The organism is Blastocatellia bacterium, assembly GCA_025054955.1.
In the GTDB taxonomy this organism is placed as follows: Bacteria; Acidobacteriota; Blastocatellia; order HR10; family J050; genus JANWZE01.
Genome location: JANWZE010000023.1, coordinates 36,646 through 51,079, shown reverse-complemented (window position 1 = coordinate 51,079; position 14,434 = coordinate 36,646). Strand labels below are relative to the sequence as shown.

At 55.7% G+C, this 14,434-nt stretch carries 10 protein-coding genes; 1 reads left to right on the top strand and 9 read right to left on the bottom strand.

Annotated elements, in window-relative coordinates; translation table 11 throughout:
• Positions 1-5 precede the first annotated feature (5 nt).
• Positions 6-800 carry a methylthioribulose 1-phosphate dehydratase gene (gene mtnB / locus NZ823_01990; protein ID MCS6803898.1) on the bottom strand — a complete coding sequence of 265 codons (795 nt, stop codon included), beginning with the start codon at positions 798-800 and terminating at the stop codon, positions 6-8.
• Here mtnB and NZ823_01985 point away from each other — a divergent pair.
• Positions 792-1,841: a zinc-binding dehydrogenase gene (locus tag NZ823_01985; GenBank protein ID MCS6803897.1), complete on the top strand. Its 1,050-nt coding sequence runs from the start codon at positions 792-794 to the stop codon at positions 1,839-1,841. The two genes, mtnB and NZ823_01985, sit on opposite strands and share 9 nt — an antisense overlap.
• 388 nt (positions 1,842-2,229) lie before the next feature.
• Here NZ823_01985 and NZ823_01980 read toward each other — a convergent pair whose 3' ends face one another.
• From NZ823_01980 to NZ823_01945, 8 genes are all read right to left on the bottom strand, one after another.
• Positions 2,230-4,287, bottom strand: coding sequence for a hypothetical protein (locus NZ823_01980; GenBank protein MCS6803896.1), 2,058 nt, complete (start codon positions 4,285-4,287; stop codon positions 2,230-2,232).
• A gap of 17 nt (positions 4,288-4,304) precedes the next feature.
• Positions 4,305-5,276 carry a DmsE family decaheme c-type cytochrome gene (locus NZ823_01975; protein MCS6803895.1) on the bottom strand — a complete coding sequence of 324 codons (972 nt, stop codon included), beginning with the start codon at positions 5,274-5,276 and terminating at the stop codon, positions 4,305-4,307.
• Positions 5,277-5,377: 101 nt separating this feature from the next.
• Positions 5,378-6,814 carry a NapC/NirT family cytochrome c gene (locus tag NZ823_01970; GenBank protein ID MCS6803894.1) on the bottom strand — a complete coding sequence of 479 codons (1,437 nt, stop codon included), beginning with the start codon at positions 6,812-6,814 and terminating at the stop codon, positions 5,378-5,380.
• Positions 6,815-6,942: 128 nt separating this feature from the next.
• Complete coding sequence (locus NZ823_01965; protein ID MCS6803893.1) at positions 6,943-8,952, bottom strand: OmcA/MtrC family decaheme c-type cytochrome; 2,010 nt, start codon at positions 8,950-8,952, stop codon at positions 6,943-6,945.
• Between the two features lie 291 nt (positions 8,953-9,243).
• On the bottom strand, positions 9,244-9,816 hold the full coding sequence (locus NZ823_01960) for a hypothetical protein (protein MCS6803892.1): 573 nt from the start codon (positions 9,814-9,816) through the stop codon (positions 9,244-9,246).
• A gap of 729 nt (positions 9,817-10,545) precedes the next feature.
• Entirely contained in the window at positions 10,546-10,899 is a 354-nt protein-coding gene (locus NZ823_01955; protein MCS6803891.1) for a cytochrome c, read from the bottom strand.
• A 12-nt stretch (positions 10,900-10,911) separates the two neighbouring features.
• Complete coding sequence (locus NZ823_01950; GenBank protein ID MCS6803890.1) at positions 10,912-12,903, bottom strand: cytochrome b/b6 domain-containing protein; 1,992 nt, start codon at positions 12,901-12,903, stop codon at positions 10,912-10,914.
• 22 nt (positions 12,904-12,925) lie between these two features.
• The gene (locus NZ823_01945; GenBank protein MCS6803889.1) at positions 12,926-14,326 is read right to left on the bottom strand and encodes a sigma-54 dependent transcriptional regulator; all 1,401 of its coding nucleotides are present in this window, start codon (positions 14,324-14,326) and stop codon (positions 12,926-12,928) included.
• Positions 14,327-14,434 lie beyond the last annotated feature (108 nt).

The following is a 14,434-nucleotide window of genomic DNA, read 5'->3' as shown; positions in this document are numbered from 1 at the left end:
ATTGATCAGGGGCGACCGTTGACATGCGGCAGCGTTCGTCCTGTGACTTCCAGCAGGAACTCCAAAATTTCCACGTGCCGTTTCGCTGCGGCCAGATCGGCGCCCCAGGTATAGAGTCCATGTCGGTAAAGCAAAAGGCCATGTGTGTTGGGATGACGTTGTAAAAGCGCCTCAACCGCGCCAGCCAGTTGCCGATAATCCTGCGAGTTATCCAGAATCGGAATCCACTCGCAATGCTCGTGTGAGCGGACGCCCTCCAATCCTTTCAACATTTCGTAGCCTTGAATCGTCAAGCCTCCTTCATTGAGATGGGCTTCTGAGACCAGTGTGCTCCAGATCGAATGAGTGTGAAACACAGCGTTGGCGCCAAGCGTGCGCGCGATCGCCACATGCAGGAGCGTTTCCGCCGATGGCTGGCCTGTTCCATCCACCGGCTGGCCATTCTCATCAACCAGCAAAATATGCTCAGTGGCCAACTGCCCTTTATCTACGCCGCTGCTTGTAATGGCCAGTCGCAATGGATCACGGCTGATCACGGCGCTGAAATTTCCGCTCGTTCCCAGCGTCCAGCGGCGGTCGTAAAACATCCGACTGATGTGAGCCAAGCTGGCCGCTATTTCAGTGAATGGAACATCACCTGGAGGATTGTTGACTGGGTTGGTCATCGCGGTCGAATTGTAGGCAGACGCACGCGGACAGTCAATGAGCGCGTTGACGCGCCAATCACCGAGCGCCAGCAAATTGCCTCTGTTGTTGGTGAGAGAGTATAATGCCGCCTCGTGAGCTGATCTATGAAGCAAGAGAGTATGCTGGCTGCTGTCCTCTATGGCCAACGTGATGTGCGCATCGAACGTTTGCCGATCCCCCGCGTTGAGCAAGGGGAAGTGCTCGTCAAAATTGATACGGCGCTGACCTGTGGCACAGACTTGAAAGTCTATCAACGCGGCTATCATGCGCGGATGATCGTGTTGCCATCGGTCTTCGGCCATGAATTCTCAGGGACGATTGTTGAAGTCGGTCCGGGCGTCAGTGACTTTCACGTCGGCATGCGTGTGGTGGCCGCCAATTCAGCGCCGTGCGGTCAATGCTTCTACTGCCGGAAGCAGAGTTTTAGTGCCTGCACGGATTTGCTCTTTCTCAATGGCGCCTATGCCGAATACATCAAAATTCCTGCACGCATCGTCCGGGTGAATCTTCTGCCGATTCCTGATTCAGTTTCATTTGCCGCCGCCGCCATGGTTGAACCAGTGGCCTGTGTTGTACAAGGGCTTGAAGAAAGCGATATCAGGGAAGGTGACACGGTGATGGTGCTGGGACTGGGGCCGATTGGGTTGTTGTTCGTCCGCTTAGCGAAATTGCAAGGCGCGCGCGTGTTGGCATTCGGACGACGTGCAGCGCGATTGCACGCCGCTGAGCGACTGGGAGCCGATGCTGTCTTCGATGTGAATACAACCGGCGACGTTGTCGGGAAGGTTCGCTCATTGACCAGCGGGTACATGGCCGACAGAGTTGTCGAGTGCGTCGGGCTGCCGGCTGCTTGGGAGTTGGCAGTCAGTTGCGCGCGCCGGGGCGGCACGGTGACCTTGTTCGGTGGATGTGCAGCCGGCACGGCCGTCAATCTGGATGCTGAACGAATCCACTATGACCAACTGACCGTCAAATCGCCATTTCATCACACGCCGCGCCATGTGCGCGAAGCGTTGCGCATCATCGCTGCTGGCATGATCAATCCCGCTGAATGGATTTCGCATACTGCGCCGCTCACCGAGTTGCCTCAGGTGTTGGCTGACTTATCGCAATCAACCGACATGTTGAAAGTTGCCATTGATCCGAAGCAGTGATCACACCGCCGATGATCGGCTTCCGTCACCATGGAGCAAGAGTGGAGTCGGCCAATCAGCGCGTGTTTGTTTCAGGGCAACATCGAAGCGAGCCTGGGCCAGACACGCAAAGTTGAAGCAATGGTGAATCGTGGGTTTGTTTCAGGGCAACATCGAAGCGAGCCTGGGCATTTTCATAGGCGACCTATGGCGATCTTCAGATGATCTTCGTCCTGGAGCGCCCGCGCCTTGCCAAATGATGCTGGCTCCGGCGGGTGCCCCAGGATGAACTCATTTTATGCACTGCTCTCCAGCAGTTTGTGAATGAGTTTACTCTGGGGGTGCACACTTGCAGCGTGCATGAGCCGGCAAGATGCGGGGCTCCTAAGGAAGGCAATTGAAAATTGCTCTAAAACCTGAGTTTCAGGCTTGAGCTCAGCAAATGGGCGCGATAATCCTGAATCGCGACGCCCTTTTCGTTGTAGCCATACCAACCCCAACTGGCAATCCAACTGAGCCGTCGGTGCAGATCAAGCGACAGGCGCGCGCGCGGTTGGTGATAATTAAGTGGAAATGTCCCCTTGGAGTTAATCACGCCATAGCCGACAGACAGATGAACCCGCCTCGACGGCGAAAACGTGAGGTCCGCGTTCACGGCATTATCATCGGCTCGATAGGGCGAGTTGCCGCGTTCGAGCGTGCGTGGATTCAGGATGATCGAAGTGTCTGATGAAATGTCCACGCGCGTATAGCCGAGGTCCATATCCAAGCGTTCGTTCAACGATACGGTGGAATGAATGTTGAAGGCGCGATGCCGGTGCAGGGTGTCAACAAACGGATTGGGATTGCGCGCGTCGGTGAGCGTGTACTCGCCGCTCAGCCGCCATTGCGAGAGCGGCTGGAAACTGGAGCGCACGCGCAGTCGCGTCAGGTGATACGGCGCAATCCGGGTGAAGACATTATCGGCAGAGCCGCGCTCCAATTGAGCCATCAGGCGAAATTGCTTCGGCGCGCGCAGGGTCAGGCCAGCAATCCCGGTGTGTGTATCGAGGCTTGACTGGTCAATAGCGCGAAACGGAACGGGAATCGTCAACCGGGCGCGCCGGTTGGTGAACCGGTATCCGCCGCGCAGTGTCAGGCGAGGATGCGCCTCAAGGCTCGCTTCAAACAGATTGCGCAGCGAACGCAGCGACGTGCGTTCATCCAGAAACGAAGAGACCAGGCGCTGCATTTGATTCGGTGGCGGCGGCGTCCCTTGAAAGGTGAGACCGAGAATTTGAAGTGTCTCTAACAGACTGCCGCCGGCGATGACGAAGTGATTGAATGAGGTCGAATTGGTCAGCGTCAGGCGCTCGATTGGGCTGACGCGCAACGCAGTGTCAGCGGTGGTGATGGGGCGAGAGGCTGCTGCCAGCGCGTTGGAGCGTTGCCGCGTGACGAAGCTGAGCGCTGATAAATCGAAGAGATTGCCCGATAGGATTTCGTTTCGATTGAAATCGAATTCGGCATCGCTGTAGACCACGCGGCCGGTGAATTGAACCTGTTTGCTCGGTCGGATATTCAGGCCGAGGCGCGTGGCCGGCATGAAGCCGCGTACCGCGCTGTCGCGCTGAAACGAGGTCAGCAGAATTTGTTGCGGGTTGACAGCGCCAATCGGCCCAACTCGCGGGCTATTGCCGTTGTTGATCAGGCCGGGCGTTTGGAACGTGGTCATATCATCCTTGAACGTGCGGAAGGTTTGCTCAATGGTCAGGTCAACCATACCGAGTGTGGTATCCACTCCGACCAGATAATCATTCGTCGTCGTTCGCATTGGGTCTTGGAGCACAAACTCATCCAGTCCGATAGAAAACGTGGTGAGTGCCTGGCCAAACGCAAAGTTTCGTTCGTAGCCCAGTCGGATTTGAAAGTCCCGGTTGGGCAGCAGCGTGAGCCAGTAGCTGGAGACGCGGCGAGCCTGATTGAAGCTATGTTGGTTGATCAATAGTCCTTGGTTGACCAGTGGATTGGCAAACGTGGGCAGCAGGTTGACGTAATCCATGCGCCAGTATCGTAGATCGAATCGGTAGAGGTGACGCTTCTGGATGCTCAGCCGGACGGTGTTGTAAGGGTCGCCGCCCCAGCTTGTCATGTGGTAAGAGAGCGTGTCATAGAGTGGGCCGGCGTTATCGGGCGAGCGCGATTGCACGGCGATGTCAAAGAGGCGCACCCCGGCGCCTAAGTTAACTTGACTGCGATAGACATCTTGATTGCCGCCGATCCACGTCTGGCGCGTCCCCATTTCAATCGTGCCTGAGGTGATCAGGCCGCCAAGTTTGAATCCTTCGACCGGCCCTTGCTGTGGTGTAGGCTCCTCTGGCGACGTTGATTGCGCGTAAGCCGTCGAGGTGGTCAGCCCCAGCGTGAGCAGGAGCGCGAGCATGATCGGAAACGCGATTTGTCGAGTGTCCAATATCGTGTGCTGCATATAACCTCCGCTGGCCCTCATTGCAGAAACAGGCGATTGACGTATGAGCCGTGAATCTTCACGTGACAGGTTGTGCAGTTTTGGTATCGCGGGCTGCGAATATCGTGAAATGCAGGCGGCTCTGGACCGAAGATGCCCGGCGTATCGGAGTGACATTCCAGACACAACTGTTGCACTGTGCTCCGTTTGAGCATCTTGGGATTATTGGAGCCATGCGGCACGTGGCAGATGACGCAGCCTTCCAACCGAACCGGCGCATGCTCAAAGGCGAAAGGTCCTTGTTTCTCTGTGTGGCATTTCAAGCAGATGGCATCGGTTCCGCCGGCTGACGCCCGTGTTTGTGCGAGGTTGAAGCCGCCGTGCGGATTGTGGCAATCCTGACAGCTCATGCCTTTTTCATGAACGCGATGATGGAATGGGCGTTGAAATTGCTGCTTGATTTGGCCGTGACATTGATAGCAAAGCGCCGGACTCTCCTTCACCAACAGGTTTTCGAGCGGTTTGGCCGGATGCGGTGAGTGGCAATCAATGCAGGCCACTTGATTGAGTCCATGCTCGCTTTGGCGAAAGTTGTGACGCTCTTCCTGTTGTTGATGGCAACTGAGGCACCGCTCATTGGCGAGGCGCGGCGGCTTGCCTTTTGGATTGAAAATTTTGGTCGCGTCGCCGCCGGCATCCACATGTTCCTGGCCAGGCCCGTGACAGGCCTCGCAGCCTTTCATCGGTTGCTGATAGCGGGCGCTGGTGTCGGTCACGTAATGAGCGGTCATCGCATATTGTTTGTGAATGTCTTCATGACAACCCATGCAAGTTTCCGAACCGACATACGAGCCGGTGGCCGCCGTTTCTTGTGTTGCCGACTGCGCTTGCTGCGGCAGAGCGAACGACGTTGTGACCGGTACATCCACGCTGACGGCAATGACCGTGATGAGAAGAAAGCAGAGCGTCGTGACGAGCTTCACATGTGAAAGAGCTGATCGCGTTCTCATAGAGCGCCTCAAAAGTTACCGGCAGAGATCGCTGCGCGTGCTAAGCGAGGCTGAAAACGCGCCTGGCCTGCTGGCCGCTGTCTCTGCTGAATCCACGAACATTATTTGATCTCCAACTGCTTGAGCACTTCTGGGTCTTGTTCATCCTGAGCCAAAATCGTATGACACAAACTACAATCCTGGCTGATCGTCTTGCCGGTCTTGCTCACGTGCTGATCATCATGACAGCGGAAACAACCGGGGAATCGTTCATGACCGATATGATCGGGATGCGTTCCCCATGTGACGTTCATGGATGGAAATATATTGCGACGATAGATCGCCTGAATTTCCTCGATGGCTGCTTCAATCGCTGGTTTCTTCGAGATGACCAGTTCAGGGTAGTTTTGCTGGAAGTGGTCGCGAACGCGCCGGGCAATCTTTTCCAGCGCCTCCTGTTTCGGTCCGGTGGCTTGTTTCAGCGCTTCAACGCCGACTTTCTTGATGTAAGGCAACGAACGATCAATGCGGCCGGCTGCCAACGATTCGTCCATAGCTTGATCGGGCAATTTGAAGATATGCGTCGGACGATTATGACAATCAATGCAATCCATGGTGCGTTTCTGACCCTTGGCAAGCTGTTCGGCCGTTGGCGCACCTTCGCGGGCGACAAACTCATGAACCGTTCCATCGGCTTCTCTGACATGAATCCACGGGATGACTTCTCGGCGCGGGTCCGTGGTGATATAGGTTGTTTCTTTCTTCGGATCAATGTGCCAGCTATGAATGCCGCCTTGGCCGGTCGCGCCGCCACCGATATGCAAGAGCAAGACCGTTTTGGTTTCAGTGTTCGATTCGTCTTCGGCAAATTTGGTGATGACTTTGATACGATTGCCGGTGAATCGTTCAGGCCAGTGACACTGTTCGCACGTATCGCGCGCCGGGCGCAAATTCTCCACCGGCGAGGGCACAGGTCGGCTATAGGTGTTGAAGGCGACGGCCAGCACCTGTCCTACGCCGGAGAGTTTGGAACGAACAAACCACGGCGCACCTGCGCCAATGTGACATTCCACGCATTTGACTTTGGAATGCGGCGAGTTGAGGTACGTCGTGTATTCCGGCTCCATCACGGTATGACAGGTCGTGCCGCAAAACGCCACTGAATCCATGAACACGACGCCTTGATAGCTGACGAATGACAAAATCATCAGGTTGATAGCCGTCAACACGGCCACCACGCCGGCCATGCGTCGTAGACGAGGCTGATTGAAGTCAAAGACGGGGTAAAGCTCAGGTTCGTCTTGACGCGTGGCGCGTTTTTTTCGGTCGTAGTGAAGGCCAATCGGGATCAGAAACAGCCCGACGATAAATAGGGCCGGCATCACCAGAAATGCCATGACGCCCAGGTACGGCGTGTCAAGTCCGAGAAATCCAAGCGCGACGAACGCGATGATTGAAAGGGCGCTGAATGTGGCCAGAATCGAGCCGAGCGACGTGAGCCAGTTGCGCCAAAACAACGTCACCAGCGTCCATACCCATTTCCGCGATAATAGTCTCATAGGAACCTACCTCATGCGTACCAGTTTTGTCATGCCGATTGCAGTATCAACAAAGAGCTTGCCCAAGACGCGCGCCGGATGTGGCCGATGGCAGGCATACTGTTTTGTCTGCCATCGGCCGCCTTCGCTCATCGGGCATCAGGTCGCCGGAAGTGCGACTTCGATACGGCAAACTCGCGCCCTTCGCCGTGACAGACGGCGCACGATTCGCCGAATAGAGAGGTGTTCAATGAAACATGAGCCAATGTGGCCTGACTATCGTGGCAGCCAACGCAGGCCGCAGAAATCGGCGGTGTTGGATTGATCAGACTTCTGGGCGTGACCGTTGGCAATCGTCCGGCGGTCGAACCAATCAAGTGGGTTCCAGCCACATGGCACATCGTGCAGTTGGTCAGCCGTCCAGGGAAACCAACGTTATTGTAGTTATACGCCGTGCCGCCGAATCCGTATACGGTGAAGTCGCTGGATAGCTCTTTGCCAGCGTGGATGCGGTGAATCATGTATTTGAAATCCACGCTCTCAGCAGGCAGCTCCGCTTGCGGTCGGCGCGCCACGTCCGTCTGATTCGGGTTGTGACACACGGCGCAATACTGCACATTGTTAAACCGATTGTCGCCGTGCACCCGCAACATATCATGACAAGCGTTGCACTTGGCCAAATCCACAACGACACGACGTTCGACCAGCGGTCCGGTCACAGCAAATGACTTGGTGACATTCGGACCGGTGTCTTGAATTGTTGTTGGTTGAAAGTTCGGGCCGATGATCTGAACATTGCGGCGGCCCTCCAACGTCACTGTGTACGTGCCTGTGGCGTCAGCAGGAATGGCCGTGTTAAAGGTGTAAGCGTAGTTGCCGTCGCCGGTCGGCGTGGCCATGCGAGCATCTTCCGTCCACCAGCGGCTGTAGTCGCTCGTTGGCCCGCCCAGCACAAGCGCCAGTCGGCTCATTTGACTGGGTTGAATCGGACGGCCGGCATTGTCCGTGATGTTGAATATAACTCTGGGGCGTTGTCCTGCCGCCGTGTTCTCAACCCTGACGATCGTGTACTTGATGCCGGGCAGTTGTCTGGATTGATTGGGAATCACGTGCGCGCCGGCAACCGACAGATCGAATTCTGTTGTGGAGGTCGGTTGATGGCAGAACCCGCAGGCTAGGTCATTGGTCTGCGGGATGCCCGGTCCATGACCCTGACCAGTAGCGAAGTTGACGTTATCATGGCAGGAGCCACACGCTATCCGCGACGGACGGGTTAGTGCATTCATCCCTTGACTGCCCGTGTGGCAGCTATCGCAGTTGCGAATGTCTTGCGGAAATCGAACCTTCGAGTAGTCATGAACGACACCGCGATTGCCAATCAGTTGATAGGGCCGGCCAGCTCGCACACTGGGCAGATCAGCGCCCCGATGAATCTTATGGATCATGACATTGAAGTCGGTTGTATTGCCAGTATCGGGATCGGGTGTTTGTGGCGTATGGCACAGCACGCACAACGCGACGCTGCGACGCACGCCATGCGCTGTCAATTGATCATGACACTTGTTGCAGGCCGCGTCATTGACAACATCCCGCTTGACGGTTACCGGAGTGCCGTTCGGCACAAAATCAAACGTCGCGGCAGCCACATAATCATTGCCATCAACATGTGTCATGTCTCGATTGGCATAAACGCCGACTGTATGTGTGACCGTCCGATCATAATTGGCCGGCAGCGTCGTTCCGAATGTGTACGTGTAGGTGCCGGGACCGACCTGCGCATACGTGCCGCCTGAATCGGCTGCTGCTTGGTCCACCGTTCCCAGGGCGGCGCCGGTTTGCTGACGAACAATATAGGATGTGTACTGCCGCTCGCCACGTCGAATACGAGCGATCAAAAATCGTAACGTCACCACGCCTTCAGTTGTGACGCCGTCTTTGTCCAGAGGCATTCCCCGTTCATCGGTGATTTTGAATGTAACTTCTGGCTTGCGACTTTCGGGAATGGTGACGCCCAGAATCTCCAGTTTCAAGCCCGGTCGCGGCAACACCTGCTGCTGCGCAATTAAGCCGCCCGGATCAAATCCGGCCACCAGGGCAATGAACCCGGCGATTAAGAATGCGAGCTTGATGCGTGTTCTCATTGTAGTGCTTCTGATCATGACACGGCCTCCTTGCAGTGAGTTGGGGTATGAATTGGTTCATCTGGCATTGGTTCGTTCATAGAACTACACGTTGAGCAATTGGTATGCCGACCATTGCTGCTTGCTCAGTTGTGCTTCTAATCGCTACTGACGCAACCATTTCTTGACAACGAACAGATCTATCATGGCTCCCCGCCCATGGGTTATATCGCGCAAGCGGGTGATAATCCCCACACTGTTGCTGTGGGTTTATCACCGACCGATTGTGCAACCTTCGCTGACGAAGGGATCACGTTGCAGCTTGGTCAATCAGTTCTCATCCTGGCGTGGAAGGTTGTCTCGCCACGGGCGATCCACCACTAGGTCGGGGTATTGACGACGGAAGCTCTCGGCAATGTGGCAATTCCAGCAAACCGGCGCGTGCGTTTGCAGCACCTGCGGCAACTGCTCCAGATGAATATCCTGCCAACTGTATGTTCGACCCTGCTGATCCCTCAAGGCCGGCTTATGTTCGGCCCAGTGAATTTTTTCAAAAACGTGGCCGCACAGCACACAGGACTTGCCCGCATACCAATTTGATAGCATCGTTTGTATCAAACAAGCTTCGGGTGCCGCTTCAATCTGTCGCAAGCACTCTTGGCCGCAGTGTGCTCGTTCGGGCCAGCGAGAGCATGCATCAAGCTCAAGCTGCGGCTTGCCAACCATCGCGGTCCTGGCCGCCTGCAGCGCGTTGACTTCAACGACAGCCGGCTGGTTCGTTTCCGGGCAGGTGACCAGCCGTTTGCCACGATAGGTCAGATAGGCGCCGATAACAAGCCGCATCACCAGGTATAAGACGCCCAGCGCCACGACGATGATGATCGTATACAGCACGGTGCTCATGACTCCATCTCCTTACTGAAAAATTCCCAGAGAACCGGAATCAATAAAGAGGCAATCTGCATGCCACGTCTGAGTCTATGATCTGGACGCCATAAATAGGGCTTCTTCACCGATCCGCAAGCAGTGCGGGGCTTGACGACGAAGCTTGTGGGGAATTTGGCGGAGCAGGTTGGGTCAAGAGACTCAGGTGTTGTCAACTTGGCCGTGGCGATTGTGCATGAGTCATTGACGGCCACACCGAGTTATACCAATTGAGCGGGAAAGACCATGTTGTGTGTAGGGGCGTCGCTCTGTGGGCGTTGACTGAGTCCGAGCGGCGGCGGCAGCCGGACGCATGATGATAGCCAGACGTGCAATGTCTAGCAGCCGTCATCCTCCCATCCGTCGCGCCTTCAAGAGCCGCCACCTGTTCTTCCATCGGCTCGTTCGTGTGCAACGGCGTCGAGAAGGCCGAGCCTGACGCTGCTCTCTTGCCTTCTCGACGCCCTAGATCGGTTTACGAACGAGCTTACCCTGGGAACACACACCCAACGTGCCTCAGCCCCCAAGGTGCAGGCCCCCGGGCTAAGTGCAATTGAAAATCGCTCTAAGTAACGTGACAAAAGTTCGTGACGTTTTTGGAAAGCGGTGACACGTCACCGCACTCCAAAACGTCCCGTATCCCCAGAACCTTTGTCCACGTACTTAGGCCAAGGCAAATGAAAATCGCCCTAGCAATTCAACAACGAGTTATTTTTTCTTAGCCAATGCACGGATATGCCCCACCAGTTGGCGAATTTCCTTTTCACTCATGCTCTTTTCAAGTTGATGGAAGGATTTTTCGCCTTTGGCAATCGCTTTGAACAATTGGTCGTCTGTTTTCTTTTGAACCTCACTGGAACGCAGATCAGGCGCTTTCATCTTCTGGCCCATCTGTGTTGGGGTGCCATCAGCGCCGTGACATTTGGCGCATTTGGCTTCATAGAGTTTGGCTGCGTCGTTGACCAGCGTAGTGGCCGTCGGCGCAGGCCATGAGGAAATCATCGTCAGCGTAAGGAGAGCGACAAAAAGGCTGAATGTGAGTTTCTTGATTAACACCATCATAGTCCCTCCGTGTTAATCATCTCCGCTACTAGCCGGAGATGGTTTGAATTCGTCAGTTGAATCATGCCGCGCCGGTTTGCCCGCCGGTTCGCGGCGTTCTTGTTCCTGCTCGGCAAGCATCTGCTGGTAAGCCAGCGGGTGTTCGTGGCGGAACTGTTCGATAGACATTCGCCCGTCCCACCAAGCCCAGTTCATCGGGTAAACGTCTGGGTCGAACACAACATGATATAAGTGCCATACGATGATAGCCAGCGTGGCCAGCACGGCTTCGTAAAAGTGAATGGTCAAGGCGACATCAATAGACCAACGAGGAAGCAGTTTCGTCACGGTCACTTCAAACCAGGCCATCAGACCGGTGATGCCCATGATGATGATGCCCCAGACCAACGCCCAGTATTCCAGCTTCTCGGCATAGGTGAACCGCCCAAACAGGGGGCGGTCTGATCGGCGGCCAAGATAATACAGTATGTTGTGGACAGCATCATACACATCTTGTTTTGTCGGGCGAAACGCTTTGAATCCCTCCCATCCTTCTTTTGTGCAGAAGACGTAGACGATATGGTAAAGCCCAACGCCGATCATGACAGCGCCGGCCACGCGATGGGTGATTCGCCGAAATGGTTCACTAGAACCAAGCAACCAAGCCAGCCATGAATCGGGATACTTCAACGCGAATCCGGTCAACGCCAGCACGGTGAAGCTGATGAGCAACAACAGATGCTGCCATCGTTGTTGCGGCGTCATGCGGATGATGGAGCGGTCTTGCGCGCGACGCACGGCGATCGCTTTTTTCCGCCAGATGATCACATTGTGACCGACCATGCCGCCAATGAGAATGACGATCAACCAGATGTAGAACGTCCTGATCCACGCGCTGACAATGCTGCCCGTATCCTCTGAAATCGGCACATCTACGTGGACTCGGCCGCGAATGAAGTTTTCGCTGGCGCCCGGATGACAGCGCCCGCAGGTACTGACCAGATTGGCTTTTGAGATCGTCGAGCGCGGATCAGACGAAGGAAGGATATTGTGCACGCCGTGGCAACTGGCGCAATTGGCAGCGACCTTGGAACCCAGTCGCGAGGCCAGGCCGTGATAGCTATCCAAATAGGTGCTGGTGCGCCGGCCTGGCACGCCAAACTCTTGCGATAATCGCACGCCTTCATGACACGTCGCGCAGGTGGTGCGCGCCAGCGCTTGCGCAGCTACAGAAGACGTCGGATCAATGTGCGACTTGATCGAATGAATGCCGTGACAATCGGTGCAGACAGGCGCTTGCCATCGGCCGCGCTGGATGGCTTGTCCGTGGATACTCTGGTTGAACTCAGCGGTCACTGATTCGTGGCACTTGCCGCACAGCGCGGGCACGTTGAATTTGAAAATCTCCGATTTTGGGTCGCCGGGGGAACGAATGTCGTGGCTATGATGGCAGTCTGTGCAGACGGCAGCTTTCAGCGAGCCGGCGGCGACCGCTCGTCCATGCACGCTCTCTTGATACGAGAAAAACGGCTGGGCGCTCAAATGTGACGGCTCCATGACGAACTTGAGACTATGACACGAGCCGCAGGTCTGCGGAATGTTGCTGCGATAGGTTTTCGACGTCGGATCACTGGACGGCCTGATCTGGTGGGCATCGCCATGACAATCTAAACAACTAGCCGCTTGCGCCCTGCCGCCATTACGGGCTTTGGCGTGCAAGCCCTGCATGTAGGCCTGATGTGCCTCAGCATGGCAGCTTGCGCAGGAAACCGCTTTGGGCGGCGGCTCGTGTGGGTAGTCTTTGACATCAGTGTGGCAGTCGGTACAGTTCAAAACGCCGTGAACCGACGCCTCGAACGTTTCTGGTTTGATAGCAAGACTGACCGTCCGTCCGTTCACTTGCTTGGTCAAGGTGGCATCCTGATGGCAGCTCATACAGTCCACCGATTGTTTCGCCGATTGGGCGAAGACCGCTGCCGTGCTTGCCAATATCACAACTACTGCCATCCAGCGATGCCGTGCCATGATCTCACCTCCTTTGGGTCGCTCAGACCCGAGCGACTGATTGACGCCGCTCGATATGATACTTCTTGATCTTGTAGCGAATCGCATCGCGCGAGATGCCCAATAGATCGGCCGCGCGCGTCTGGTTCCACCCGGTTTGCTCCAGCGCTTGTTCAATCATGGTTTGTTCCATCTGTTCCAACGTCATCCGGCCGACCAGCTTCGGCGTGCCCAGTTTGGGCGTGAGATTGCTGGCCGGCAGGCCGTGGTGGCTGATGCGTGTGTGCAGATGCTTAGGCGTGATATAGGGTGATTCCTCGAAGATCATCGCGTGTTCAATAGTGTTGCGCAGCTCACGCACATTACCCGGCCATGTGTATTCCAGAAATAGCTTCTTTGTTTCGGGCGCCAGTCCGATGATGTTTCGCTTCATTTTGACGTTGAAGTTCTTGATCAGGTGCTCGGCGATCAACAGCACATCTTCTTTCCGTTCGCGCAGCGGTGGAATGGTGATCTGCACGACGCTGAGCCGGTAGTAGAGATCAGCGCGAAATCGGCCCTGTTGCACTTCTTCTTCCAGATTGCGATTGGTGCTGGCGATGATGCGCACGTCAATGTTGATGTTGCGCACGCCGCCGACGCGGCGGAATTGTTGTTCTTCGATCACACGCAGCAACTTAGCTTGCAGGCCGAGGGGCAGGTCGCCGATTTCATCGAGCAAGATGGTGCCGCCGTCAGCCAATTCAAACACGCCTTTCTTTTGGCCGCGAGCGTCGGTGAAGGCGCCTTTTTCGTGACCGAACAGCTCGGTTTCCATCAGCGTTTCAGGGATGGCCGCGCAGTTGATGGCGACGTAAGGATACTGCGCCCGACGGCTCTGATAGTGAATCGCTTTGGCCACAAGGTCTTTGCCGACGCCCGATTCGCCCAGCAGCACGACGCACGAAGCTTCGCTCTCGGCGACGCGCCGCACCGTCTCCAGTAGCTCGCGCATTTGTGGCGATTCGCCGACAATCATGTCGAAACTGAATCGCTTCTTGGAATATGATTGAACGCGGTCGAGCGTGTCGCGCAGGTGGCTGGCTTCCAGCCCGTTTCTGATGGATGCTTGCAGCTCGTCGTAGTTGATTGGCTTGCAGATGAAGTCAAACGCGCCCAGGCGCAGCGCCGCGACGGCGTTGTCAACGGTCGTATTGGCAGTGATGATGATGACCGGTGTGTTGGGATTCTCTTCTTTGATCTTCCGGAGGATGTCAATGCCTGAGCCGTCCGGCAATTTGATGTCCAGAATGACGAGGTCTGGCGCTTCGTCAGTGAATAGTTTCAGACCATGACTGGCCGTCTCTGCTTCGATCGTCTCGTAGCCCCATTTTTCCAGCTTGGTTTTGATAGACCACCGCAGCAGGTCTTCGTCATCCACGACAAGAATTTTTTGTTTGCTCATGGTTGCCTCCGTTCAATTGACTCGCTAAATTGATTCACGCTACCATTGCTGTGCGTCTTGAATTATGCCGGTCAGGAAAAACAAAGCGCCAGCCGTTGCCATCCCTCA